This is a genomic window from Nonomuraea thailandensis, assembly GCF_024172165.1.
GTDB lineage: Bacteria > Actinomycetota > Actinomycetes > Streptosporangiales > Streptosporangiaceae > Nonomuraea > Nonomuraea thailandensis.
Genome location: NZ_JAMZEB010000002.1, coordinates 9,730,741 through 9,756,161, shown reverse-complemented (window position 1 = coordinate 9,756,161; position 25,421 = coordinate 9,730,741). Strand labels below are relative to the sequence as shown.

Sequence of the window (25,421 nt, the reverse complement as noted above, 5' to 3'; positions counted from 1 at the left end):
TCACGGCCCCGCCATCACCACAACGCGCCCACAAGCGGATGACCACGAAACCCACGCTCCACCGTGCACAAGCACACCGCCGTACCGCGCTCTGCCCATGCGCAGGCACACCGCCGTACCGCGCTCTGCCCATGCCGAGGCACGGTCACGTCCACGGACGTGGTGTATGAATCGATCTTCGCGTGATCCTGTTTCTGCAGGTTAAGCCGTAAGTGTCTGCGGAAGCGGGTTCTGGGCCGGTGTGTCGTCGACGATGAGCCGGACGCGAGCCTTGGCCAGGATGTCCAGGCCCATGTAGCGGCGGGCTTCGACCCACTCGTCGGTCTGCTCGGCCAGCACCGCGCCGACCAGCCGGATGATGGAGGGCCGGTCGGGGAAGATGCCGACCACGTCGGTGCGGCGGCGGATCTCTTTGTTCAGCCGTTCCTGCGGATTATTGGACCAGATCTGCGGCCAGATCTCGCGCGGGAAGCCGGCGAAGGCGATCAGATCCTCGCGTGCGGCGTCGAGATGCTCGGCGGCGGCCGGATGCTTAGCCTCCAGCGTTTGCACGACCCAGGCGTGCTGGGCGCGCACCGAGACGGCGTCGGGCTGGTCGAACAGGGTGCGCACCAGGGTGGCCACGAACGGCTGCGCCGACTTGTGCACGCAGGTCAGCAAGTTGCGCAGGTAGTGACTGCGGCACCGCTGCCACGACGCACCCGCCAGCGTGGCACCGATCGCCGCCACCAGCCCGGCGTGACAATCGGAAATGACCAGCTGAACACCGGCCAGGCCGCGCGCGACGAGGCCGCGCAGGAACGCCAGCCAGCCCGCGCCGTCCTCGGCGCTGGTGACGTCCAGGCCGAGGATCTCGCGCCGGCCGTCGGCGTTCACCCCGGTGGCGACTAGGACGTGCACGTTGACGATGCGGCCGCCCTCGCGCACCTTCTGGGTCAGGGCGTCCAGCCAGACGAAGGTGTACGGGCCGGCATCGGGTGCCCGGGTGCGGAACGCCTCGACCTGCTCATCCAGCGTCTTGGCCATCTGAGAGACCTGGCTCTTGGAGATGTGCTTGATACCGAGCTGCTCGATCAGCTTGTCCACGCGCCGGGTGGAGACACCGAGCAGGTAGCTGGTGGCCACGACGCTGATCAGCGCCTGCTCGGCCCGCCGCCGGCGTTCCAGCAGCCACTCCGGGAAGTACGAGCCCGAGCGCAGCTTCGGGATGGCCAGCTCGATCGAGCCCGCGCGGGTGTCCCACTCGCGGGTGCGGTAGCCGTTGCGCCGGTTGGTCCGCTCGTCGCTGCGCTGGCCGTAGCCAGCCCCGCACAGGTTGTCGGCCTCGGCCGACATCAACGTCTCGGCCATGGTCTTCACCATGGATCGCAACAAGTCGGGGTCACCGGTCTGGATCTGCTGCGCCAGCCATTGCTCGGGCGTCACACTGTTGTCTGCGGCCATCACGTGGTCTCCTTCGATCTTGGTTTGCGCCTTCGAAGGATCACGCGATGGCCGTCGCCATTTCACGGCGCCACGCCTGTGAGCAGGTCAAACTCGTACACCACTCTCGTGGACGCAACCCGAGGCACACCGCCGTACCGCGCTCTGCCCATGCGCGCCCGTAGCGCCTAAGCGCCGCCGCACTGGTCTGTGCCCCATTCCGCACCACCGCGCCTGAGCGTGCCGCCGTACCAGGGGCCTCCCCATGCGCGTCCCTCGTGCCTTGAGCGCACCGTCATACCGCCTGTGCCCATGTGCACCCACAGTGCCTTTGGCGCGCTGCCGTACGGGCTGTGGCAACCGCATTCGGCCGTGCTTGAGCGCGCCGCAGTACGTAGCCGCCAACACTCCGCCGTACGTGGCTCGCGCGCCACTGCGCCGGCTGTCTGGAGGCTGCGCGGCCGATACGTCGGCCATGCCCCGCGCAGCGCCGTTCAGAACACCAACGTCGGGGACGCCGCCAACGCGACCATCGCGTCTCACGCCGCCAACGCGACCGCCGCGACCACTGTCACCAACGCGATCAACGCGTGCTCCAGCGTATGGTCGCAGTGGCCCGTGGGCGTGTCATCCCTGCTGTGAGCGCCCTGTCCTTGTGTGCGTACTGTGCTCCGCGGTCGCCGTGCCCGCACGAATGGGTCGTCTTGCAGCCACGCGTCGTTGACCACACGCGTCGTGGGCGATGTACGCTCCTGCCGCCCTGCCGCCAAGGCGGTCGGTCGAACCCTCCATCGCCTGAAGGGTCCTCTGTGCGCGCGGCTCGGCTCACTTCGGCCTTCGTCCACAAGGCAATGACCATGCCATCGCCCTTATCCACAGAACGCTGTTCGGCCAGCATCTCCCAACCCAGCCTCCGTCACCCTTGAACTCCCGCCGGCCAAGGACCCCGGCTCCCAACTCCTGGAGGCAAGATGCACAGTCCCGCCACCACGCCAGACGACATCGCAGCCGCCACAGCCCATGCGGGCGCCAGCACACCACCCGCTCATCCCGGCCACCGAATCATCCGAAGCCCGGCACCCCTCGCTCCCTTCACCCTCACGTCCCACAAGCATCCCGACCCTGAGGTCAAGATCACCAACGCGGCGACCAGCCCGCGCCGCAGCATCGCGCCCGATCGACGCACTGACGAGACCTCCGCAAGCGCCCTCGCCATCCGTGAAGGGGACTCCCGTGCCCCAAGCACCTCAAGCTCCGGCCAGTCGCCGGCTCCCTCCTCGGCAGGCAAGCATCACCGCATCAGAAGTTCCCGACCCCGAACGAACAGGTGGCTCCACTACGCCGCCACCAACCGGGAGCGCGGCATGTCCACCGCTGAGTACGCAGTCGGAACCATCGCGGCCTGCGCCTTCGCCGCGTTGCTCTTCAAGGTCGTGAGCAGCCCAGAAGTCCAGGAAATGCTGACCTCGCTCATCGACAGAGCGCTCAAAACCGGGCAGGAGTGACGCCGCGCCGCGCGCGGACCTCCAGGAGCATCAAGCGGTCGGCATCGCGGGGCTCGGTGACGGCCGAGACCGCCGCGATGCTGCCCGCCCTCATGGTCGTCCTGGCCGCCGCCCTGTGGGCCATCCAAGCAGTCGGAGTCCAACTCGAATGCGTGGACGCCGCCCGAATGGCAGCCCGCGCCGCAGCCAGAGGCGAGCCTTTGGAGCAGGTTCGCACCTTCACTCAAGCAGCCATCCACCCGAACGCCCAAGTAGCCATAACCCGTGGCCCTGAGCTCACCCAAGTGCAGATCACAGTGGAAGTACGCCCTTCCTGGGGCGAAGCGCTGCCCGCGGTCCGCGTAGAAGCCACAGCCACCGCAGCCACCGAACAGTGATACGGCGCCGCAGCCCGCCACCAACTGACGGAACACCCATCCACAGAACCTCAGGAGTGACGATCAATTCCAAGGACCGAGGCTCGGCCACGCTGTGGGGTGTGGCGCTCATGGGCCTCTTAATGGCAACTGCCACGGCATTCGCCACGGTGGGTTCCGTGCGCGTGGCCCACCACCGAGCCGGCAGCGCCGCCGACCTCAGCGCCCTCGCAGCAGCCAAACTCGCGCTGATCGACCCAGAAGGAGCCTGTGGTAAGGCCTCCGAGCTGGCTGCGGCGAATGGTGTCGAGCTCACGAGATGCCAGATAACCGACGACATCGCCGACGTCTGGACGGCCTTGCCCATCTCGCTGCCGTTATTAGGCCCGCGCACCGTGCATGGCAGGTCCCGCGCCGGCCCCACGGCGTCGACACTCGACTGATGGATCTGAGGGGCTCCTGCTGACGGGAACAAGCATTCGTAGGCGAGCCGGTTGCACTCGTGCGCACGGACGGTGCCCAGCGCAAATGCCGGTCCCGAGGCGGCGAGCCGATCTCCGAGGCGGTCCCGGCCCATACCAGAGGTGACGCGAGCAGGCGCAGGTGCGCGAGCCCATCTCGGTGTGGCATGAGCATGCCGTAAGGGTGCGTGCCGACTCCGAGGAGGCGCCAGCACGCGCTCAGGTACGCGAGCCGGTTCCGAGGTAGCCGGAGATGCACCAGAGAGCGAGTCATCCCCCTGGAAGATGGGCCAATCCCAGCGGTAGCAGGGCATTTCCTCAGTGGCAGGGCGCTTCCGGAGGTGGCAGGGCGCTTCCGGAGGTGGCAGGGCACTTCCGGAAGTGTCAGCTACAGCCTGGGGGCGGCCGCCCAGCCAGGGGACCGGCCAGAGTGCCTTCCGAGGTGGCGCCGCGACGGTTCTCAGATGAGGACGGCCTCGCATTGCGCGACACACGGAGAGGGCGGCTGGAGGGGGTAGGCGTTATGGGGTGATTGAGGCCTGAGGGGCAATGTCGCAATCAAGTCACGACTTCTTAGACGTGGTGTCCAAGAGTCGGATGTCTCCCGTAAGGTTCCGCTTACCCTCGGTCCATGCCGTATGCGTCAAGGAGCCTGGGAGAGCAAGGGCGCAGTCGCTAGGGTGCGGGCCCGGGGACGGTCGGTGACCGTATCGGCCGGGCGCACTGCACTTCCGGTCGTCGCATGAACGCCCAGAGGGTGCTCAGGCGGCGCGAGGCTCTCGATGGAGGGAAGCGTCGTGTCGGTAGTCGGCAGAGTTGTAGCCGCAGGGATGCTCGTGGCGGGATCCATCGCGCTCGGCGGCACTGCCCAGGCGTCCGCGGTGACGGGGCGGGCCGGCTCCTCCGGGCAGATCACGTCGCCCTCCGACGGTGAGGTGATCTCGAGTTCGTCTGTGACGGTCTCCGCGCGTACGGGGCTCATGCAACTGAGGATGGGGCTGTACGTCGACGGGCCTTCCACGCCGAGCCAGAAGGTAGCCGCAGGCGGCGCCAATCAGACGCTGTCCGGCACGTTCGACGCGGGTGACGCCCCCAACGGGACCTTCACGGTGACCCTCAAGGGGGAGATCACCGGGAACAGGTACGCGAGCAGCACGTTCAAGCTGCGCCGACCGGCCGAAGCGCCAGGCGGTGTGAACGCGAGCAGGCAGGGCGCCGACAAGGTGCTCGTCACCTGGAGCAAGGGATCGGAGCCCGACCTGCAGTCGTACGAGGTCTCGAACACGCAGTCCGGCGTCGTCGGACGGCTGTCCGCCGACAGCGTCTGCGCGGGTTCCTCGTGCAAGGCGGTGCTCGCTGTGCCGTCTAAGGCAGCGGGTCAGCGGGTGGGGTTCTCGGTCAAGGCGTTCAGGGGGGATGGTGACGGCGGTTCGATCGGGTCGGGTGATTCGGCGGCCGCGTACGTCACCTTCCCCGCTCCACCGGCGGCCCAGCCGACGAAGAAGGCCACCGACAGCGCGCAGGTGCCGAAGAACAGAGACGCCCGGGGCGTTGATGCGCTGCCGACGCTGCCCGCCAAGAAGCAGACGGTCCCGTCCCGCAAGCCGACCACGCCCACCCGCAAACCGGCGACCACGAAGCTGCCCGACATCCCGGACGCCGACCCGAGCGGCAACCTTCCCATCCCCGCCGCTGACGAGCAGGGCGAGAACAGTGACCTGGTCCCGGCCGATACAAGTGCGAAGGATGGCGACGACGAAACTCCCGTGCAGAGCGACGGCGTGAAGGCGCAGTCGAGCGAGTCGCCGATCGGGAACATCGGGCAGTACGGCCTCTACGTCGCAGGCGGAATCCTCCTGCTGCTGCTCGGTGCGCACGCGGGCGCCTGGGCCAGGCGGCGCGCCCTCGCCACCGGCGCAGGCGGTCCCGCCTCCACGCCGACGCCGGACATCGATACGTCGGCTGGAGTGGCGCAGGCCCACACCGCGCATCCTGGCCTACACGTCAGGCAGGCCGACGCCGGCACTCCATCGACCACGGCTGTGCCTCGTCGGCCGGCCGTCATCCTGGCCGTCGCCAAGACTCGGCTTCCGGAACAGGCTTCCCGGTCCCATCAGGGCCCCGGAACGGAGGCCGAGCGCTCACTCGGCACCCCGAACCAGCAGGCGAGTGGGGAGGCGGGTTCGTCTGCCGAGGGTGGGGGCCGCCGACCGGGCGGGGTGACGGGTTCGTCCATCGAGGGGGGAAGCCGCCGGCCGGTAGAGGGGGCGGAGTCCTGGCTCGATGGTCGAGGGCAACGGCCGGGTGTCAGTCCGGATATGCAGTCGGGGGTTGGCGGGCAGCAGTCAGGTGGGGCGGGGCAGTCGCTGTCTGAGGTCTTGAGGCAGCCGTCGGAGGTGGGAATGGGCGGTGGCGCTGCTGAGTCGCTGCCATCGGCTTCCGCTGTCGAGTCGCCGCCGAGCTCTGTCGCATCGCCTGGACCGCGCGCCTCCGGGTTGTCCGGGGAGCTTCCGTTGAGTGCCGGTGCCGCCCCTGCCACCCCGCGTGGCATGCAGCCGTATGGTGCTGGTCCTGGGCGAAGGAACGAGCCCGCCGCCGATCGGATGCGGGGGGAGGTGTCCACGCCAGGCCGGATGGCCCAGGAGGCGTTCCCTCCTGATCGGATGGCCGGGGAGGCGTTCACACCTGATCGGATGGCCAGGGAGGCACTCAGACCTGATCGGACGGCCGGGGAGGCGTCCTCGCCTGATCGGACGCATGGGGAGACTCTGACGCCTGATCGGGCGCGGGCAGAGGCGTCCATGTCTGATCGGAGGCGTGGGGAAGCCTCCGCCTCTGATCGGGCGGGCGGGGAGACGGTCACGCCTGAGCGGACGCGGCGGATCGCGTCCGGTGGTTCGGTGCCGCACGTTGCTGATGGTGGCGACTCGGGTAGCGGCCCGAAACAGCAGGAAGAGTGGGGGGTGCAGCAGGGGCCGCTGCATATCGCTCTGCCGAGTTCGGCGGTCACGGATGTCTCCGGGCCTGCCGTTCCAACGGTCGCTCCTGCCGTACGTCTTGAGGAGCGCTGGGATGACTACCTGCCGCCGTCGCCGAGATCGATGGAGGACAGCGGGTTCTGGGAGCGTCCACAGCCGGGGGCGGCCGATTTCTGGGCCGCTGATCAGGATGGCGATGATCGGGGCGGTGCGAAGGGTGATGAGCGGGCTCAGGCGGGTCGTCGGCACCGGGATGGCTGGAGTTAGGGGAGGCGTTGGTGCTGTGCGCCAGGGCCCGATCGCTCATGACCGCTCATGAATCGTCGGGTGTTCTCAAGGAGTGGATAGTCCGTAGAAGGTCGGACTCCTTGGAAATGCGTGCACGTGATGGGTGGCGAGATTCCGGCTGGTCTCGGGTGTAAGTGATCACTGAGTGCGCTTGGCGTGCGTTGGACGGCACGGTCTCTGTTGGGCTGTGTTCGCAACTTGCTGCGACTCGGGCAGGGAGTCGTCATGCGTGAAATGTGGCGCTTGTTGTTCGCGGGCCGGGGTTTGTGTTGCTTGGCGGGGATGTGTGCTGGGTATTCGCTTGTGTGTGTTGATCGGGTTTGGGTGATGAGCGGGATCACTGTGAGGCGAGCAGCGTGTTGAGGAGGCGGATGGCGCCTCGTTTGTCCAAGGGTTCGTTGCCGTTGCCGCATTTGGGGGATTGGATGCACGACGGGCAGCCGCGTTCGCACTCGCAGGACATGATCGCCTCGCGGGTGGCCGTCAGCCAGTCCGTGGCGCGGGCGTAGCCGCGTTCGGCGAAGCCGGCGCCGCCTTCGTGGCCGTCGTACACGAAGACGGTGAGCAGGCCCGTGTCGGCGTGCAGCTCCGTGGAGACGCCGCCGATGTCCCAGCGGTCGCATGTGGCGAAGAGGGGGAGCAGGCCGATCGAGGCGTGTTCGGCGGCGTGGGCGGCTCCGCCGAGGTCGATGCCGGCTTCGGCGAGAGGGGCCACCGCGGAGGCGGGGAGCGTCCACCAGACGGCGCGGGTGCGGAGGGTGCGTGGCGGCAGTTCCAAGGGCTCGTCGCCGAGCATCTCGCCTGATTGGAGGCGTCTCTTGAGGTACGAGACGACCTGGCGGGTCACCTCCACCTCACCGAAGTGGAGGGTGCCGGAGCCGAGGGCTTGGGAGCGTTCGGTGGAGAGGATGGAGATGTCGGTGATGTCCCGCGCGAACGTGGTGTAGTCCGGGTTGGCGCTCGTGACCAGGGCGACCCCGGCGTCCAGGTCCAGGAGCTCCACCAGGAACGTCTCGCCCTGGTGCAGGTAGATCGCGCCGGTGTGGACCGTGGTGTGGGCCGAAGGCTCGTCCACGCTGCCCAGCAGGCGGCCCGTGGACGACTCCACGACCTGGATGGGGTTGCCTCCGCCGCCACGGATGTCGGCGAGGTCGGTGGCGCGCTCCCGCCTGGTCCAGAACCAGCCGGCCGGGCGCCTTCTGAGCAGGCCCTGCGCCACGAGGTCATCGAGCACCTTCGACGTGGTGGCGCCGAAGACGGGCAGGTCGTCCTCGGTGAGCGGGATCTCGGCCGCTGCGGCGCAGAGGTGGGGGCCCAGGACGTACGGGTTGCTCGGGTCGAGGACGATCGCCTCCACGGGCTGGCCGAACAGGGCCTCGGGGTGGTGCACGAGGTAGGTGTCCAGCGGGTCGTCCCTGGCGATCAGTACGGCGAGCGCGTCCTGGCCGTCGCGGCCCGCACGGCCCGCCTGCTGCCAGAGGGAGGCTCGGGTGCCCGGCCAGCCCGCGATCAGCACGGCGTCCAGGCCTGAGACGTCGACGCCGAGCTCGAGGGCGTTCGTGGTGGCCAGGCCCATGATCGTGCCGGCGCGGAGGGCCTTTTCGAGGAGCCTGCGGTCTTCGGCGAGGTAGCCGGCCCGGTAGGCGGCGATCTTGTTGGGGAGGTCGGCGAGGTCCGGGTCGGGGGTGTCCGGGAGAGCCCAGGTGAGAGGGCCGTGAGTGGGCGTGGGAGTGGAGGCGGGGGTGGTTCGCGAGGGTCCCGGCTCCGACGCCGGTTCGGGTGCCGGGGCGGACGCCGGGGCTTCAGAGGGCGGGGAGACCTCAGAGGGCGGAGGGATCTCAGAGGGTGGGGGGACCTCGGAGAGCGCGGAGGAGGTGTCAGGCGGTGCCGGGGAGGTGTACGTGGATGCGGATGTTGGCGTGGAGGTGGGGGTGAGTGGGAGGGGGAAGGGGGGTGAGATGGAGAAGGCGACGTCGGCGAGTTTGGCGCGGGCCGACAGGGCGACCGTTTCGGCGCTGCGGCGGGAGCGGACGAAGGCGAGCGTGCGTACATCGGCCAGGACGAGGTCCGCCAGCAGGTCAGCCGTCTCCGCCGTGGCCGTTCGCCGTACAGGAGCCCCTCCCTCGCCCCGGAGCTCCGTCAGGGGCGGCTCCCACAGTGCGATGGTGGTCGAGCCCTTGGGCGAGGCGTCCGCCGTCACCTCGTCCATCTCAAGCCCCGTCAGTCGCGTCGCGAACACGCCGGGCTCGCTGGCCGTGGCCGAGGCGAGCACGAACGTGGGCCGGGCGTTGTAGCGGGCGCAGGCGCGGCGCAGGCGGCGCAGGATCTGGGCGACGTGCGAGCCGAAGACGCCACGGTAGCCGTGGCACTCGTCCACGACGACCAGGCGCAGACGCCGGAAGAACGTCGACCACTGCGCGTGCCGGGGCAGGATGCTCCGGTGGAGCATGTCGGGGTTCGTCAGGACGTAGTTGGCGTGCTGGCGTACCCAGGTGCGTTCCTCGAACGGCGTGTCGCCGTCGAAGCAGGCCGCGCGCAGCTGGGTGATGCGCAACTCGCGCAGCCCGCGGAGCTGGTCGGCGGCCAGGGCCTTGGTGGGCGTCAGGTAGAGGACCGTGCCGCCGTCGAGACACGAGGCGATCGCCGGGGTGAGGTACGCCAGGGACTTCCCGGAGGCCGTTCCTGTGGAAATGATCACGTTTCGGCCACGGTGTGCCAGGTCGGCGGCCTCGTATTGGTGAGGCCAGAGTCCTGTCACCCCGCGGTTCGCCAAGCGCGTAACAAGTACTTCAGGTGTCCACTTGGGCCAACTGACTTGACCCGCCTGACGTGCTGGAACATGCTCCACATGGGTGACACGCTCGTGACGTGCGGGAACGCCAAGCAGGTGGTGGAGGAGTGGACCTGCCTGTTGTGGGGAGGATCCGGTAGAAGTCACTGTTTCCAGTCTTGCATCGAGGGGCAAAGTCGCCGGGAATCGTGATTTCGTATAGACACAAGCCAGGCGCGTGGTTGAATGCCGCGCGTCAGGGTCGGACAGTCTGGGGCCACGCTCCAGATTGCCAGGCCCGCAAGAGTACTTTCGCAGGCGAGGCGCTGGAGGATCTGTGGATCTGAAGTTGGATCACCGCACCGAAGACCGACTCACCATCGTGGAGGTCGAGGGTGAGATCGATGTCTACACGGCGCCGAGATTGCGTGAGCTCCTCATCGACCTGGTCAACAAGGGCAACTTCCACCTTCTTGTCAACATGGAGAAGGTCGACTTCCTCGACTCCACGGGCCTCGGTGTCCTGGTCGGGGGGCTCAAGCGGGTACGTGCGCACGACGGCTCCCTCGAGCTCGTCTGCACGCAGGAGCGCATCCTCAAGATCTTCCGGATCACCGGTCTGACCAAGGTCTTCGGGATCTACGCTTCGGTCGACGAGGCCAAGGAAGCTCACGGCAAAGACAAGTAGCATGGCTACCGTCGAGCTGACGTTCAGCGCCCTCCCCGCGCATGTGCGGACCGCACGGCTGGTGGCGACGGCGATCGCTCGCCGCACCGGCGTGGAGGAGTCCCTGCTGGACGAGGTCAGGCTCGCTGTGGGTGAGGCGTGTTCCCGGGCAGTGGAGGCACATCGCGCTCACTGTCCGGGCGAGCCCATCCGCATCGAGCTGCGTGACGACTCGGGGCGGTTCGAGGTCACGGTCAGCGACCTTGCCCCCAGTGATGAGATCAAGCAGGAACAACCCCTCGACCTGGGCATGCTCTCCGACTCGTTCATGTCGAACTTCGGCATTGCGGTCATCGAGGGCTTGGCGGATGACGTACAGGTCTTTCCCAGCCCCAAGGGGACGAACATTCGCATGAGCTGGCCGGCGGCCGTGGGCGTCTGACCGACCCTGGTGTGAGTCGGCCTGATCCCCCTTCGGGCCTGCTGCGGGCTGGGTTCTGGCTGGTTCTGGCCTGTTCCTTGGGTGCGCTTGGGTGCGCGGCTGTGGTGGGGCAGGTCAGGCGTGGTCCGGGGCTGGCGCGCGCCCGTGTGGGTGGCGTGGCCTGGGTCTTCGGCGCCGGTCGTGTGGTGTCTGGTGCTCGTACGTGCTCCCCGGCGTGTCCGGCGCGGCGCCGGGAAGGCTGCGGGGCGCGTCTGTGGCTCTCAACCGCTGGCTGTGCCTCTCGACCGCTGGCTGTGCCTCTCGACGGAGGTGGCGGGCGGTGGGAGAGGTCTGTCGCCGGGCGAGACGGTTGCGCGGAAGTGCGCCCGCGTGGGGCGGGTCGCACAGGACGCGCGCGGCGGGTCGCGCGAAGGTGTGGTCACGCGGGGTGGGCCGATGCGCGCTCACGCCGGGGCCTGGCCGGGGGCATGTCCGCTCCCGTGCGAGCGGCGGCAGTGCATGTGCGGGCGGTCGTCCAGCAGGTGCAGGGTGGGCGTGGACCCCACCCCCTCGCGGCGACGGTGAGTCGCGTGGCTGGGCCGTCGTCGTGCGGGGACGGGTCGCATGGCGCGTGGGCGGGCGTGGGCTGCGTCGTGCGGAGGACGTTTCACACCGCGCATGAGTGGGCGTGGGCCGCGTCGGGTGGAGGGCGGGTCGCAACGCGGGCGACCAACGATGCAATGGGGACAAACGGCGCGGTGGTGCGGCGGGCGCGCCTGTCCGGAGGGTCGCTGGGAACGCGATCGGTGCAGCGTCAAGCGGCAGGCGCAGCACTCAAGCGACAAGCGGATGCGAACGCTGAAGGCGCACGTCACCTGCCCAAGCCTTTCCTCTCCCTTCCCTCCCATCCACCCCCAAAACCCTCCCCAGCCCCCAAACCATGCCACCTCCAAAGCGAATTACGGTCCGCCCGTTTCTCCCTCTTGCTATGACCGTAACTCAGGGAAATTCCACTTGTCAGATCCCAAACCGGGTCCCAGGCAGGGGATTACTAGACACTCGCACAATTAGCGACCGCGAGAGCCTTCATATCCGCGGAGTGCCTGCGTAGACTCCCGGCACCGGCCAAGGTGATCCAGAGCAACGCGGATTCAACCGGAAGCGGCACCCACAACCCGGATGGTGCCGCAACACCCGCCGAGGAAAACTGCAGCACCGCCCGGGCAGGACGACCGGTCTTGCCGAGGAGAACGATGAGCAGGCACATGCTGGCAGCGGAGCCAGCGTCCAATCTGGCCCTGAGCGGAAACAATCTCACCATCGTGATCGTGGTCGCCGCGGTCGCACTCATCGCGCTGGCCGTAGCAGGCGGCCTCGTACGCGAAGTGCTGGCCGCCGGCCAGGGCACCGAACGAATGCAGAACATCGCGCGCGCCGTGCAAGAGGGCGCCGCCGCATACCTCGCGCGTCAGTTCCGCACGTTGGCGATCTTCGTCGTCGTGATTCCCTTCCTTTTGCTGTTGCTACCTGGAGAAACCGACGTACGCGTCGGGCGCTCCATCTTCTTCGTCGTCGGCGCGGTGTTCTCCGCGCTGACCGGCTTCATGGGCATGTGGCTGGCCGTGCGCGGAAACGTCCGCGTCGCCGCCGCGGCCCGGGAGGCCGGGGAGAAGCGCGCCATGCGCATCGCGTTCCGCACCGGTGGTGTGGCCGGGATGTTCACCGTGGGCCTCGGCCTGTTCGGCGCGGCCGTGGTGGTGTTCGTCTACCAGGGCAACGCTCCCGGCGTGCTCGAAGGGTTCGGGTTCGGCGCCGCGCTGCTGGCGATGTTCATGCGAGTCGGCGGCGGCATCTTCACCAAGGCCGCCGACGTGGGCGCCGACCTCGTCGGCAAGGTCGAGCAGGGCATCCCCGAGGACGACCCGCGCAACGCCGCCACCATCGCCGACAACGTGGGCGACAACGTCGGCGACTGCGCCGGCATGGCGGCCGACCTGTTCGAGTCGTACGCGGTCATGCTCGTCGCGAGCCTCATCCTGGGCCGGGCGGCCTTCGGCGAGGAGGGGCTGGTCTTCCCCCTCATCGTCCCGATGATCGGTGTGATCACGGCGATCATCGGCATCTTCGTCACCCGGCTGCGCGACAGCGACCGCAGCGGCATGGCCGCGATCAACCGCAGCTTCTTCATCTCGGCCGCCATCTCGGCGGTGCTGGTGACGGCGGCCGCGTTCTGGTATCTGCCGAGCAGCTTCAGCGGCCTGACCGGCTCCTCCATCACCGGCTTCGACGCCGACCCGAGGCTGATCGCCATCGGGGCGGTCCTGATCGGCCTGGTGCTGGCCAGCGCCATCCAGCTGCTCACCGGGTACTTCACCGAGACCACCCGCCGCCCGGTCAGGGAGATCGGCGAGAGCTCGGCCACCGGCCCCGCCACCGTCATCCTGGCCGGCATCAGCGTCGGCCTGGAGTCGGCGGTCTACTCGGCGCTGATCATCGGCGGCGCCGTCTACGGCGCGTTCCTGCTCGGCTTCGGCAACGTGACGATCGCGCTCTTCGCGGTGGCCCTGGCGGGCACCGGCCTGTTGACCACGGTCGGCGTCATCGTGTCCATGGACACCTTCGGCCCGGTCTCCGACAACGCCCAGGGCATCGCCGAGATGTCCGGCGACGTCGAGGGCGAGGGCGCCCGCGTGCTGACCAGCCTCGACGCCGTGGGCAACACCACCAAGGCCATCACCAAGGGCATCGCCATCGCCACGGCCGTCCTGGCGGCCACGGCGCTGTTCGGCGCGTTCCGTACGGCGGTGGAGGGCGAGCTGGCCACGGCCACGGCGGCGGTCAAGGGCGCCCTGGGCAGCTTCTCGACCTTCTCGCTCAGCATCGACCAGCCGAACGTCCTGGTCGGCCTGATCGTCGGCGCCTCGGTCGTGTTCCTGTTCTCCGGCCTGGCGATCATGGCGGTCGGCCGGGCCGCGATGCGGGTGGTCTTCGAGGTACGCGACCAGTTCCGCAACAACCCGGGCATCATGGACGGCACCCAGAAGCCCGAGTACGGCCGGGTCGTGGACATCTGCACCCGCGACTCGCTCCGCGAGCTGGCCACGCCTGGCCTGCTGGCGGTCATGACGCCGATCGCGGTCGGGTTCGCGCTGGGGTACGCGCCGCTGGGCGCGTTCCTGGCCGGGGCCATCGCCTGCGGCACCCTGATGGCGGTCTTCCTGTCCAACTCGGGCGGCGCCTGGGACAACGCCAAGAAGCTCGTCGAGGACGGCCACCACGGCGGCAAGGGCTCCGAGGCGCACGCCGCCACGGTCATCGGCGACACGGTCGGCGACCCGTTCAAGGACACGGCCGGTCCGGCCATCAACCCGCTGATCAAGGTGATGAACCTGGTGGCGCTGCTGGTGGCGCCCGCCGTGGTGCTGTACGCGGGCAACCCGGCCGTGCGCATCGGCATCACGGTGGTGGCGGTGGCCGTGGTGATCGGCGCGATCATCGTGTCCAAGCGGCGCTCGGTGACCAGCGAGCCGGCCAGCAACAACAACAACGACCGCGATCCCGAGCCCGTCGCGTCCTGACGAGCCGGACGAGCCGGACGAGCGCGCCCGTTCCTCTGCGAGAGGGGCGGGCGCGTCTGCGTGCGAACGCCGGAGGGTGGCGGGCGCGGCTCCACGCGCAGCCCGGAACGGGACCTCGCGCCCCCCAGTGGGAAACTGGGCACGTGAACGACGAAAACCGGCCCAGCGGCGGGAAGACCCTGGGCCTGATTCTCCTGGCGATGATCGGGATCCTGGCATTGATCATCGCGCTGTCCGTCTGGGCCTCGAGGACGGGATGACTTCGTGCGTACGTTGATCGTGCTCCGCCACGCCAAAGCCGCCCAGGTGCCTGGCCTGGCCGACCGGGAGCGCCCCCTGACGGACCGGGGCGAGCGGGACGCCAAGCGGGTGGGCGACGAGATCAGAGCCGCCGGCCTGGAGCCCGACGTGGTGCTCTGCTCGCCGGCGGTCAGGACCAGGCGCACCGCCGAGCTCGCCTTCCCCGAGGCGGAGATCAGCTACGAGCGCGACATCTACGAGGCCTACCCGGAGGAGCTGCTGGAGCTGGTCCGCCGCACCGACCCCGGTCTGAGCACCGTCGTGCTGTGCGGCCACAACCCGGGCGTGCACGAGCTCGCGCTGGGGCTGGCCGGCGGCGACTACGTGTTCAGGCCGGGGGCGTTCGCGGTCATCCGGGTGGAGCCCCCGTGGGAGGACCTCTGGCCGGGCCAGGGGAGCCTCGTCACCAGGTGGGACCCCAAAGAGGACAGCTGAGGGCCGCGGGCACGCCGTCCTCGGCTAAAGGGGACGGCTGAGGGCCGCGGGCACGCCGTCCTCGGCGTCCGCGGCCTCCACCTCGTCCCGCGAGATCCCCAGCAGGTAGAGGATCGAGTCGAGGTACGGCGTGTTGACCGCGGTGTCGGCCGCCTGCCGCACCACGGGCTTGGCGTTGAACGCGATCCCGAGCCCGGCGGCGGCGATCATGTCGAGGTCGTTGGCGCCGTCGCCGATGGCGACCGTCTGCGAGATCGGCAGCCTGGCCTCGCGCGCGAAGCGCTCCAGCGCCCGCGCCTTGCCGGGCCGGTCGACGATCTCGCCGACGACGCGCCCGGTCAGGTGGCCGTCGACGACTTCGAGCACGTTCGCGGCGGAGTAGTCGATGCCGAGCTCCTCGACCAGCCCGTCGGTGATCTGCGTGAAGCCGCCGCTGACGATGGCGAAGCGGTAGTCGAGCCGCTTGAGCGTGCGCACCAGCGTACGGGCGCCGGGCGTGAGCACGACCTCCTTGCGCACGTGCTCGAACACCTCGGCGGGCAGCCCTTCGAGCAGCGCCACCCGGCGGCGCAGCGACTCGGCGAAGTCGAGCTCGCCGCGCATGGCCTCCTCGGTGACCCGGGCGACCTCCTCCAGGCAGCCAGCGTGCGCCGCGAGCAGCTCGATGACCTCGCCCTGGATGAGGGTCGAGTCGACGTCCATGACGATGAGGCGCTTGGCCCGGCGGGACAGGCCGGTGCGCTGCACGGCCACGTCCACCTCCTGAGCGGCGGCCTCGGCGGCCAGCTCGACGCGCAGCGCGTCGGGGTCGGCGCCGGAGACGGACAGCTCGATGCAGGTGACGGGCCACTGGGCGAGGCGTTCGATGCGGTCGATGTTCGCGCCGGCGGCGGCGATGCGGCCGGCGATGCCCGCGATGGCGGCGGGCTGGAGGGTGGCGCCGAGCACGCTGACCGACAGGCGGCCGCGGCGGCGCTGCTCCTTGGCCTGCGATCCGGTGGAGAGCTCCACCTCCATGCCGAGGTCCTCGGCCACGCGTTCGACGGCGGTCCACATGGCGCCGAGGGTGGTGCCCGTGCCGGTCGAGGGGCCGCCCGCGTACGCGACGAGCACGCCGAGCGTGAGCCGTCCTCGGATGACGACCTGCTCGATGTCGGCGACCGTCACCGGAAAGTGCGACAGAACGGAGAAAAGGCGCGAAGTGACGCCCGGGCGGTCGGGGCCGGTCAGTGTGATCAGGAGGGTGCGCTGGTCCACATCCAGCCACGGTACTGCGCCCGGTCCGATGCTCGCGAAGCAGGTGCGGCATTCGGGCCCGGGCGCGGCGCGTGGACCTTAGCGGACGACCTTGGTCTTGACGGTCTTCGCGAAGGCGTACTCGGGGATGCCGAGGCGGTCGAGCTCCTCCTTGCTCATGTTCTCCATGCCCTGGTCAACGTTGTAGGTGACCACGCCGAGGGTCGCGGTCTGGGTGCCCTTGGCGCTCTTCGTGGTCTTGGCGACGAACTTCATGGTGATCGTCTCGTCCACCTCCACGACCCTGGGCAGGACGCAGTAGAACGCCCGCCCGTCGAGCGCGCACTGGGTGCCCTTCTCGGCCCAGTACTGGATACGGCGCAGGTCGACACCCTTGGGGAACTCCCCGCCGACGAACCAGGAGTCCGCGTAGTGCGGGCCCTTGTTGGTGGCCTGGATGGTGTAGGTGATCTTTCCGCCGGCCTTGACCGTCTTGTTCGCCTTCACCTTCACGGCGAAGGTGGAGAACGGCTCAGCAGCGGTGGTGGCCGAGGCGGGAACGGCCGGAAGCAGCAGGGCGCTTGCCGCAATTGCCAGCGCGGCGCCCTTGAGCAGGGAGTTTCGCATTCACGTCTCCGTTACGAAGGGACACGGGGACGTCACAGAACCAAGCCCCCGTAAATGTCGGCTTTTCCTATCACAAACGCAAAATCTTCGTAAAGTCTATTGCTTCAGGATCAGGTGCGTGTCGCCGAACTCGTGCCACAGATATCCCTTTCGCAACGCTTCTTCGTACGCCCGGGCCAGCGCCGCCTCCCCCGCGATCGCGGTCAGCATGAGCAGGTGGCTGGAACGCGGCTCGTGCAGGCCGGTGATCAACCCCGTGACGGCCCGCACCCCGATCTCGGGCGTGACGACGTGCCCGGTCCAGCCCTCCGACGCGGTGACCCGGCCGTCGGCGCCCGCGGCCGTCTCCAGGGCCCGTACGACCGTGGTGCCCGCCGCGACCACGCGCCCGCCGTTCTCCCTGGTCAGGTTCACCAGCCGGGCCGTGGTGGCCGGCACCTCGTACCGCTCGGCGTAGGGCGGCTCGTCCTTCTCCGCCGAGGCCACCCCCGTGTGCAGCGTGATCGGCGCGATCCCGATCCCGCGCGCCACCAGCGCCGTCACCAGCTCGACCGTGAACGGCCGCGCCGCGCTCGGCATCTCCGCGCTCCCCGGCACGGTCGCGAACACGGTCTGGTACGCCTCGATCGGCCAGTCCCGCTCCACGTACGAGTAGCGGATCGGCACCCCGTGCGCCCGCAGGTAGGCCTCCACGTCCCGGTCGAGCACCGCCCGCCACAGCCGCTGCGTCTCGCGCCCGACCAGCCGCAACGTGGCCCGCCCCGGCATCGGCAGCCACTCGCCGGGCTCGCCGCCGCCGTACGGCTCCGACCCCTTGCCGGTGCGGCGGCGTAGCTCCACCAGCCACGTGCCGTCCGGCCTGGCGGTCGAGAAGTGCACGGCCAGGCGGTCCAGCCGGACGGCCGCGGGCAGGGTCGCCGAGTTGTTCACCACGATCAGGTCGCCGGGGTCCAGCAGGCCGGGCAGGTTGCTGAAGTGGTGATGGGACGGCTCCGCCTCGCCACGGGAGACCATGAGGCGCACGGCGTCCCTGGACATGCCCCTCGCCTCGGGCGGCTCGGTGGCCGACAGGCCGGGCGGCAGCGAGAAGTCCAGCGCGGCGGTCATTGCAGGCTCACCTTCCCGCTCGCCGGGCGGGAGGCGACCAGGTCATGCAGCGCCGCCGCCACCTTGGCGGGGTCCGTGGCGGCCGAGGCCTCCTCGGCGCCCACGGCGTCGGCGAGCATGCGGGTGTTCATCTCGCCCGGGTCGGCCCACCAGACGCGCACGTCGGGCTCCTCGGCGGACAGCACGTTGGACAGCTGATCGAGCGCGGCCTTGGTGGCGCCGTAGCCGCCCCAGCCCTCGTACGCGCCGGTCGCGGCGTCGGAGGTGATGTTCACGATCGCGCCGCGGGAGGCGCGCAGCGCGGGCAGCGTGGCCTGGACGAGGGCGAGCGGAGCCGTCACGTTCGTCTCCAGCAGTGCCCTGAACGTGTCCAGCGGGTAGATCGCCAGCGGCGGGAGCGGCGTCGCGCCCAGGTCGCCGGCGTTGTTGACCAGCAGGTCCAGCTCGGGCGCCGCCTCGGCCAGCCGCCGGACGTGCGCGGGGTCCGTCACGTCGCCGGGGATCGCGGTCGCGCCGAGCTCGTCGGCGGCCCGCTCCAGCTCGTGCGGCCCGCGGGCGGTGAGCACGAGGTTCCAGCCCGCGCCGGCCAGCGCTCTGGCCAGGGCGAGCCCGAGTCCGCGGGAGGCGCCGGTGATAATCGCGGTGTTCGTCATATGACCGACGGTAGGAACGCGGCGCGCGCAGGACATCGGGCGCAGGGCGGGTGCGGGCCTCGGCACATCGTCCTAGGACCATAGAGTGGGCGCCGTGACCTCAGACCGGGACGAGATCCTGCAGGCGGTGAGCTCCGCCGTGCTCGCCGTCACCCGGCACCTGTCGGTCCGCGAGGTGCTGCAGGTCATCGTACGCTCGGCGCAGCGGCTGCTCGACGCCCGCTACGCCGCGCTCGGCGTGCCCGACGAGGACGGGTCGTTCGCCGAGTTCGTCGCCGAGGGCCTGACCGACAAGCAGTGGGACGCGATCGGGCCGCTGCCCAGGCAGCACGGCATGCTCGGCGCGATGCTCCGCGACGGCACCCCCGTCAGGCTGCCCGACCTGCGCAAGGACGCCAGGTTCGAGTGGTGGCCGAAGGCGCACCCGGTGATGAAGGACTTCCTCGGGGTGCCGATCCGCGACGGCGAGCAGGTGCTCGGCATCATCTTCCTGGCGAACAAGCGCGCGGGCGGCGGCTTCACCCAGGAGGACCAGGAGCTGCTCACGCTGTTCGCCGCGCACGCCGCGATCGCGCTGATCAACGCCAGGCTGTACGAGCGCGGGCGCGAGCTGGCCATGGTGGAGGAGCGCAACCGGATGGCCAGGGAGCTGCACGACGCGGTCACCCAGAAGCTGTTCTCGCTGCGCCTGTCCGCGCAGGCCGCCGGCGCCATGCTGGACAAGGCTCCCGACAAGGCCGCGGCCGAGCTCGAACGCGTCCAGCGGCTGGCCGGTGAGGCCCTGTCCGAGCTGCGCGCGGTGATCGTCGAGCTGCGCCCGGCCGAGCTCGACCGGCACGGTCTGTCCGAGACGCTGCGCAAGCACGTGCGCCTGCTCGACCGGCTGCATCCGGCTCTGGTCTCGTTCGAGTGCGCCGAGCTGCCGCCGCTCGACCCGGCGGTGGAGGTGGCGGTGTTGCGGGTGGCTCAGGAGGCGCTGCACAATGCGCTGCGGCACTCGGGGGCCGGGACGGTCTCGGTGCGGCTGGCGTACGGCGGGGGCCGGCTGGAGCTGGTCGTGCGCGATGACGGGAACGGGTTCGAGCAGGCGGACTCGCGCGGGCTCGGCCTGGTGTCGATGCGCGACAGGGCCGAGGCCGTCGGGGGCGAGCTGTCGGTGGAGTCGGCGCCCGGCGCGGGGACCACCGTACGCGTGGAGGTGAGCGTGTGATCCGGGTGCTGATCGCCGACGACCATCCGGTGGTGCGGCAGGGGCTGCGGACGTTCCTCGACCTGCAGGACGACATCACGGTCGTCGGCGAGGCGGGCGACGGGGCGCAGGCCGTCGAGCTGGTCGGGGAGCTGTCGCCCGACGTGCTGCTGCTCGACCTGAAGATGCCGGTGATGGACGGGCTCGGCGCGCTGGAGCGGCTGTCCGGCAGCGCGACCAGGATCGTGGTGCTGACCTCGGTGAGCGACCCGTCCGACGTGGGCCCCGCGATGCGGGCGGGGGCCGCCGGGTTCCTCTACAAGGACGTCGACCCGACCGCGCTCGTCCAGGCCGTACGCGCCGTGCACGGCGGGCAGGTGCTGCTGGCCCCCGAGGCGGCGGAGGCGATGCTGGCCACCGCTGCCGACGCGGTCGTCCCCGCGCCGGTGCCGCTGACCGAGCGCGAGCGCGAGGTGCTCGCGCTGATCGCGGCGGGCCGCTCCAACAGGGAGATCGCGCGAAGCCTGGCCGTGGCGGAGAAGACGGTCAAGACGCACGTCTCCAACGTGCTGATGAAGCTGGGCGTGCAGGACCGCACCCAGGCCGCGCTGTACGCGGTACGGCACGGCCTGGGCTGAAGGCGCTTACGTGTCCTTCTTCTTGTTCGATTCCTCGTGGCTGGCGGGCGGGTTGTAGTCCTTGACCGGAGGCGGCGGCGTCCAGCTCCTGCCCGGGTTGCGCGGCGGGGTGACGATCTTCGTCTTGACCGTCTTGAGGTCGTAGTGGTGCTTGATGCCAAGGCGCTTGAGCTCCGCCTCGCTCATGTTCTCCATGCCCTGGTCGACGTCGAAGGAGATGACGCCGATGCGGGCGGTGGCCGTGCCCTTGGTGCTGCTCTTGAGCGTGAGCTGGAAGTTCAGCCAGTCGGTCTTGCCCTTCTCAAGGGCGAGCGGGCCCCAGCACCAGAACCACTGGCCCTCCCACTCGCACTTGGTGCCCTTGGGGCCGCCCCAGCGCAGGGTGGGCTTGACGCCCTTGGGCAGCTGGCCGCCGATGTAGTAGTAGTCGGCGTAGTGCGGGCCGAGGTTCGTGGCCCGGAGGTTGTACATGATCTTTCCGCCGCGCTTGGTGGTCTTGGTCCACTTGGCGGTGATCTTGAAGTTCGAGTACGGCGCGACGGTGATGCCCGCGGCACGGGTGACCGTCGTCGTGGTCGCGGCGGCGGCCTGTCCCGGCATGGTCAGGGACGCGGCGGCCAGTCCGCCGGCTAAGAACAGGCTGAGGTTTCTACGCATGTGACGGCTCCCCGTACGGTGCTGGAAATCCCCGATCATCTCCAGGATTATTGCGTAGGGCAAATTTTTCGCAAAGAGCGATGATCTTTCGTGACCTGGGATGGCTTGCGGGGTTTTACGTGGGCTCATCACGCTTGTGAGCGGGGGTCAAGCACAAGGGGGAGGACCAGGTGCCGGAAACGCACCCCTTACAGTCCAGTGATCCGGTCACGCTGGGCGAATACCGGTTGCTCGGGCGTCTGGGCAAGGGTGCGCAGGGAATCGTCTACAAGGCCGAGTCACCGGACGGGCGGCTCGTGGCGATCAAGCTGCTGAACACCCGGCTGGACAAACCGGGCCTCGATTCCGAGCGGTTCCTGCGCGAGGTGGCCGCGGCGCGCCGGGTCGCCCAGTTCTGCACGGCGCAGGTGCTCGGGGCGAACATGGACGGGGAGCACCCGTACATCGTCAGCGAGCTGGTCGACGGGGTGTCGCTGCAGGTGGTGGTGCAGCGGGAGGGGCCCAGGGCGGGAGGCGCCCTCTACCGCCTGGCCGTCGGCACGGTCACCGCGCTGGCCGCCATCCACCGCGCGGGCATCGTCCACAGGGACTTCAAGCCGAGCAACGTGCTGCTCGGGACCGACGGGCCGCGGGTGATCGACTTCGGCATCGCGCGGGCGCTCGACTCGGCGATGACGATCAGCAGCGGGGTCGTGGGGACTCCGGCGTACATGTCGCCCGAGCAGATCTCGGCCGAGCGGGTGGGGCCGGCCAGCGACATGTTCAGCTGGGCGCTGACGATGATGTACGCGGCCACGGGGCGGCCCACGTTCGGCCAGGACAGCCTGCCCGCCGTCATCTACCGGGTGATGCACGAGGAGCCGGACCTGTCGGTGCTGCCGGACGACCTGCGGCCCGTCGTGCGGGCCTGCCTGCGCAAGCGGGCCGAGGACCGGCCGGCGGCGGCCGAGGTGCTGTTCTCGCTCCTGGAGAACCAGGGGAAGGACGCGGGGGTGGACGACGAGGTCGCCCTGACGACGGGGTCCCAGGTGGCCGCCGAGCAGAGCCGGCCCCCTGTCCCGCTCTGGGGCACCCCGGACGGCGCCGCCCCTTCCGCCGCCCCTTCCACCGGCCCTTCCGCCGGCCTCGGCCCGGCCTCGCCCGCGGGGAGTGCGCCTGTTCCGCCTTCCGGTGCGGCGGGGTCGCGATGGGACGCCGGCCCGGGGGCGGACGCCGCGGGTGGCGTGGCTGGTGCCGGGAGTGCGGGGGCGGGCTCCGGTAGCGCGGAGGCCGGTGCCGGTAGTGCGGCGGCGGGCTCCGGCTGGGCCGCGCCGGACAGCCGGCCGCCCTCGTCGGGGGCTGCCCCTTCGAGCTGGGTCAGCCCCACGGGGTGGGTCAGCCCATCGGGCGACGGCTACCCGCCGCCCTCGGGCGCGCCCGCCGCATACCCACCCGCACCACCTCAGGGCGCGCCCGCCGGCTATCCGCCCGCGCCACCTGCCGAGTACGCGCCTGCGCCACCTCAGGGTCCGCCCGCCGGGTACCCGCCCGCGCCGCCGCAGGGTCCGCCCGCCGGACGTGCGCCTCAGCCGTCCGCGCCGCTCCAGGGTTCGCCTGCGGGGCCGCCCGAGGGAGGCCCGGCTCGTCCCGCGCAGGGCCCTCCCGCAGGACAGGCGCCGCAGAACGTTCCGGCTGGGCCGGACGCAGCGCCGGGGGCCGGCTCGCCGGGTGCCGGGCCGTACGGCCGAGCGCCGCAGGTCGGCCAGGTGGGCGCGTTCGGGCAGGCGCCGCCGCCCGGTGCGGCGCCGCAGGGCGGGCGGGCGGCTGGGAGCGCGCCGCAGGGTGAGTGGGCGGCGGGAAGCGTGCCACAAGGCGGGCGGGCGGCAGGGCGTGCGCCCTCAGGTGAGCGGGAGCCGTCGCGGGCGCCGTCGGCCGGGCAGGCGCCGGGGCAGGGGACGCCACTGGGTGGCCGGGGCGCCGAGCGGGAGGCGGCGTTCCAGGCGTCGCCGCATGACCAGCGCGGTGACAGGCCCGGTGACGGGCCCAATGACAGGCCCAATGACAGGCGCGGTGACAGGCCCGCCGAGAGGGCCGCAGGGAAGGCCGGGGACGGGAACGACGCGTTCTTCAGGCATGCCCCGGCCGAGGAGAAGCCCGACGAGGTCAGGGCGAGGCGCAGGCGGGCGGCGCTGGTGTCCGGGACGCTGGTGGCCGCGCTGACCCTGGCGGGCGGCATCCTGTACTTCGGCCCGAGGATGTTCGGCACCGGCAACACCGGGACGGTGGCGCAGGTCACCACGTCCGTCACCCCGCCGACGTCGCCGCCGCCGACCCCGACGCCCACCGCGGTGACGCCGACGCCCGTGACCCCCACCCCCACCCCCACCCCGACCACCACGCCCGCCGAGGTGGAGCAGGCGACGGTCCCGGTCCTGGGCAAACAGGACGGCAAATCGCTCAAGGGTCACACGAAGGGCGTGCAGACCCTCTCAGCCGTCCGCACCGGCGACAGGACGTGGCTGGTCACGGGCGGCCAGGACGGCCGGGTGCGCCTGTGGGACCTGGCCGGGCACAGGTCGCTGGCCACGATGAAGGGCCACAGCGAGGAGGTGTACGCGGTCGCCTGCGTGATGATGGGCAAGACCCCGATGGCCGTCTCCGGCGGCTACGACGGCAGCGTCCGCCTGTGGAACCTGAAGACCCGCACGGGCAAGGTCCTCGGCTGGCACGGCGACGCCGTCTACGCCGTCGCGCTGACGAAGGTCAAGGGCAGGTACGTGGCGGTGACCGGCGACGCCAACGGCTACCTGAAGTTCTGGGACCTGAGCAAGCGCAAGGCGACGGGCAAGATGATCAGAGCCCATCGCAAGCCGGTGAACTGGCTCAGCGCCACCCACGTCGGCGACCGCGCGGTGGCGGTCTCGGCCAGCGAGGACGAGACGCTGCGCCTGTGGGACATGTCCTCGCGCAAGCAGTACGGCAAGACGTACAAGGGCCACACGAAGGGCGTGTACGCGGTCGCGCTGGCGAAGGTGAACGACAAGACGGTCGTGGCATCGGGCGGTAAAGACGGAAAAATCAGGCTCTGGGATCCGAAGAACGGCAAGACGATCGGCACCATGTCCGGCCACAAGAAGATCGTCTACTCGCTGTCCTTCGGCACCATGAGCGACCGGCCCGTGCTGCTGTCGGGCGGCACCGACGGCACCATCCGCCTCTGGGACCCGGCGACCCGCAAGCCGCTCGGCAAGCCGGTCAAGGCCCACAGGAGCGGCGTGTACGCCGTCGGCATCGTCCCCCTGGACGAGGGCGTGGCCGTCGTCTCGGCCGGCAAGGACAAGCTGGTCAGGCTCTGGAAGTCCGAGGACGACGCTATTGGTTCCTGACGGGCTCGAAGATCGCGTGGTGCGCCGCCACGAGCGCGCGGCGTACCGCACGGTCGAGCTCGCGCAGGGCGGTCCCGCGCGCGGCGACCTGCATCGAGGTGAGCCCCCGCTCGTCGGCCAGGCGCAGCACCGCCGCCAGCCGCGTGGCCAGGGCGGAGACCCGGTGGGCCCGCCCCGGGTAGCCGGGCGCGAGCTCGCCGCCGCGCGCCGGCCCCTCCGGACGATCCTGCGCGGGGCCGTCGACCGACGTCAGGGCCTCGGTGGCGGAGCGCATCGCGCCGGACAGCTCCCGCTCGGCCTCGGCCAGCGACGGCAGGTCATGGCGGACGGGCCCGGCATCGTGCACCTCCAGCCGTACACCGACATAGGAGGACCCGCGCCGGTCGAGGTGGGGCACGAAACCGAGGTTGCGGCCGGCGAGCACGGCTATGGCCGCCTGGCCGGCGTCCACGGCGGCCGAGTTGAACGGCGGCGGCCCGGACAGCCCGAGCGGGTCTCCGGGCGCGGGCAGGGCCAGCCGCAGCTCGCTCAGGCCTTCGGCGCGCAGGTTTGCGAGGTATTTACGCAGGCGCACGTCGCCCGCGACGGCGGGCCCGCCGACGGCTTCCACGTGGTCAGCCGCCTCGTCGAGCCCCACGTGGCCGGACAGCCACGCGTTGCCCCAGGCGACCAGGGACGGACAGACAGGCGATTCAGGGCGCACCGATCCACGATAAGCGCTCGCCCTGCAATAGGTTTGTCCCGAGGGTGACTCCTAAGGAGGTATCG

The 25,421-nt window shown here is 70.3% G+C and carries 19 protein-coding genes; 11 read left to right on the top strand and 8 right to left on the bottom strand.

The window, feature by feature from the left end:
- Positions 1 to 201: 201 nt before the first annotated feature.
- Positions 202 to 1,443, bottom strand: coding sequence for an IS256 family transposase (locus tag HD597_RS48920; protein ID WP_253753915.1), 1,242 nt, complete (start codon positions 1,441 to 1,443; stop codon positions 202 to 204).
- Between the two features lie 950 nt (positions 1,444 to 2,393).
- Between HD597_RS48920 and HD597_RS65265 the strand changes: the two genes are divergently transcribed.
- The 4 genes from HD597_RS65265 (at position 2,394) to HD597_RS48900 (ending at position 6,989) form a co-directional block, all read left to right on the top strand.
- The gene (locus HD597_RS65265; protein WP_276083219.1) at positions 2,394 to 2,927 is read left to right on the top strand and encodes a DUF4244 domain-containing protein; all 534 of its coding nucleotides are present in this window, start codon (positions 2,394 to 2,396) and stop codon (positions 2,925 to 2,927) included.
- Between the two features lie 56 nt (positions 2,928 to 2,983).
- Positions 2,984 to 3,304 (top strand): TadE family type IV pilus minor pilin, encoded by a 321-nt coding sequence (locus HD597_RS48910; RefSeq protein WP_253753911.1) that lies wholly within the window; start codon positions 2,984 to 2,986, stop codon positions 3,302 to 3,304.
- 56 nt (positions 3,305 to 3,360) lie between these two features.
- Positions 3,361 to 3,726 (top strand): Rv3654c family TadE-like protein, encoded by a 366-nt coding sequence (locus HD597_RS48905; protein ID WP_253753909.1) that lies wholly within the window; start codon positions 3,361 to 3,363, stop codon positions 3,724 to 3,726.
- A gap of 854 nt (positions 3,727 to 4,580) precedes the next feature.
- Positions 4,581 to 6,989 (top strand): hypothetical protein, encoded by a 2,409-nt coding sequence (locus HD597_RS48900; protein ID WP_253753907.1) that lies wholly within the window; start codon positions 4,581 to 4,583, stop codon positions 6,987 to 6,989.
- 358 nt (positions 6,990 to 7,347) lie between these two features.
- On the opposite strand, the gene HD597_RS48895 is transcribed toward HD597_RS48900, so the two are convergent.
- A complete protein-coding gene (locus HD597_RS48895; protein ID WP_504928485.1) occupies positions 7,348 to 9,858 on the bottom strand; it encodes a DEAD/DEAH box helicase in 2,511 nt (836 codons plus the stop codon).
- A gap of 259 nt (positions 9,859 to 10,117) precedes the next feature.
- On the opposite strand from HD597_RS48895, the gene HD597_RS48890 reads away from it, so the two are divergent.
- The 4 genes from HD597_RS48890 to HD597_RS48875 all read left to right on the top strand — a co-directional run bounded on the left by HD597_RS48890 (position 10,118) and on the right by HD597_RS48875 (position 15,181).
- The gene (locus HD597_RS48890; protein WP_043629845.1) at positions 10,118 to 10,468 is read left to right on the top strand and encodes an STAS domain-containing protein; all 351 of its coding nucleotides are present in this window, start codon (positions 10,118 to 10,120) and stop codon (positions 10,466 to 10,468) included.
- Between the two features lies 1 nt (position 10,469).
- Positions 10,470 to 10,889 (top strand): ATP-binding protein, encoded by a 420-nt coding sequence (locus HD597_RS48885; protein ID WP_253753903.1) that lies wholly within the window; start codon positions 10,470 to 10,472, stop codon positions 10,887 to 10,889.
- Positions 10,890 to 12,121: 1,232 nt separating this feature from the next.
- The gene (locus HD597_RS48880; RefSeq protein ID WP_253753901.1) at positions 12,122 to 14,446 is read left to right on the top strand and encodes a sodium-translocating pyrophosphatase; all 2,325 of its coding nucleotides are present in this window, start codon (positions 12,122 to 12,124) and stop codon (positions 14,444 to 14,446) included.
- Between the two features lie 264 nt (positions 14,447 to 14,710).
- Positions 14,711 to 15,181, top strand: a complete 471-nt coding sequence (locus HD597_RS48875) for a SixA phosphatase family protein (protein WP_253753899.1) — start codon at positions 14,711 to 14,713, stop codon at positions 15,179 to 15,181.
- 24 nt (positions 15,182 to 15,205) lie between these two features.
- On the opposite strand, the gene serB is transcribed toward HD597_RS48875, so the two are convergent.
- The 4 genes from serB to HD597_RS48855 all read right to left on the bottom strand — a co-directional run bounded on the left by serB (position 15,206) and on the right by HD597_RS48855 (position 18,804).
- A complete protein-coding gene (serB, locus tag HD597_RS48870; RefSeq protein WP_253753897.1) occupies positions 15,206 to 16,438 on the bottom strand; it encodes a phosphoserine phosphatase SerB in 1,233 nt (410 codons plus the stop codon).
- Positions 16,439 to 16,516: 78 nt separating this feature from the next.
- A complete protein-coding gene (locus HD597_RS48865) occupies positions 16,517 to 17,044 on the bottom strand; it encodes a DUF11 domain-containing protein (protein ID WP_253753895.1) in 528 nt (175 codons plus the stop codon).
- 96 nt (positions 17,045 to 17,140) lie between these two features.
- Entirely contained in the window at positions 17,141 to 18,151 is a 1,011-nt protein-coding gene (locus tag HD597_RS48860; protein ID WP_253753893.1) for an S-adenosylmethionine:tRNA ribosyltransferase-isomerase, read from the bottom strand.
- Positions 18,148 to 18,804 (bottom strand): SDR family NAD(P)-dependent oxidoreductase, encoded by a 657-nt coding sequence (locus tag HD597_RS48855; protein ID WP_253753891.1) that lies wholly within the window; start codon positions 18,802 to 18,804, stop codon positions 18,148 to 18,150. Before HD597_RS48855 ends, HD597_RS48860 begins: the two co-directional genes overlap by 4 nt.
- 94 nt (positions 18,805 to 18,898) lie before the next feature.
- Between HD597_RS48855 and HD597_RS65260 the strand changes: the two genes are divergently transcribed.
- Both HD597_RS65260 and HD597_RS48835 read left to right on the top strand, forming a co-directional pair.
- Positions 18,899 to 20,014, top strand: a complete 1,116-nt coding sequence (locus HD597_RS65260; RefSeq protein WP_308210852.1) for a GAF domain-containing sensor histidine kinase — start codon at positions 18,899 to 18,901, stop codon at positions 20,012 to 20,014.
- Positions 20,011 to 20,631, top strand: coding sequence for a response regulator (locus HD597_RS48835; RefSeq protein WP_308210851.1), 621 nt, complete (start codon positions 20,011 to 20,013; stop codon positions 20,629 to 20,631). The genes HD597_RS65260 and HD597_RS48835 overlap by 4 nt, the downstream gene beginning before the upstream one ends.
- Before the next feature lie 6 nt (positions 20,632 to 20,637).
- Here HD597_RS48835 and HD597_RS48830 read toward each other — a convergent pair whose 3' ends face one another.
- Entirely contained in the window at positions 20,638 to 21,288 is a 651-nt protein-coding gene (locus HD597_RS48830) for a hypothetical protein (protein WP_253753889.1), read from the bottom strand.
- A gap of 170 nt (positions 21,289 to 21,458) precedes the next feature.
- On the opposite strand from HD597_RS48830, the gene HD597_RS48825 reads away from it, so the two are divergent.
- Positions 21,459 to 24,653, top strand: coding sequence for a protein kinase domain-containing protein (locus tag HD597_RS48825; protein WP_253753887.1), 3,195 nt, complete (start codon positions 21,459 to 21,461; stop codon positions 24,651 to 24,653).
- On the opposite strand, the gene HD597_RS48820 is transcribed toward HD597_RS48825, so the two are convergent.
- Entirely contained in the window at positions 24,640 to 25,356 is a 717-nt protein-coding gene (locus HD597_RS48820; RefSeq protein WP_253753885.1) for an Rv1486c family protein, read from the bottom strand. The two genes, HD597_RS48825 and HD597_RS48820, sit on opposite strands and share 14 nt — an antisense overlap.
- Between the last annotated feature and the right edge of the window lie 65 nt (positions 25,357 to 25,421).

What these genes read in the sequence shown, in the direction of transcription:
- HD597_RS48855 (WP_253753891.1), bottom strand. Translation starts at nt 18,804, where the DNA reads ATGACGAACACCGCGATTATCACCGGCGCCTCCCGCGGACTCGGGCTC.
- HD597_RS48920 (WP_253753915.1), bottom strand. Translation starts at nt 1,443, where the DNA reads ATGGCCGCAGACAACAGTGTGACGCCCGAGCAATGGCTGGCGCAGCAG.
- HD597_RS65265 (WP_276083219.1), top strand. Translation starts at nt 2,394, where the DNA reads ATGCACAGTCCCGCCACCACGCCAGACGACATCGCAGCCGCCACAGCC.
- HD597_RS48885 (WP_253753903.1), top strand. Translation starts at nt 10,470, where the DNA reads ATGGCTACCGTCGAGCTGACGTTCAGCGCCCTCCCCGCGCATGTGCGG.
- HD597_RS48860 (WP_253753893.1), bottom strand. Translation starts at nt 18,151, where the DNA reads ATGACCGCCGCGCTGGACTTCTCGCTGCCGCCCGGCCTGTCGGCCACC.
- HD597_RS48865 (WP_253753895.1), bottom strand. Translation starts at nt 17,044, where the DNA reads ATGCGAAACTCCCTGCTCAAGGGCGCCGCGCTGGCAATTGCGGCAAGC.
- HD597_RS48830 (WP_253753889.1), bottom strand. Translation starts at nt 21,288, where the DNA reads ATGCGTAGAAACCTCAGCCTGTTCTTAGCCGGCGGACTGGCCGCCGCG.
- HD597_RS48880 (WP_253753901.1), top strand. Translation starts at nt 12,122, where the DNA reads ATGAGCAGGCACATGCTGGCAGCGGAGCCAGCGTCCAATCTGGCCCTG.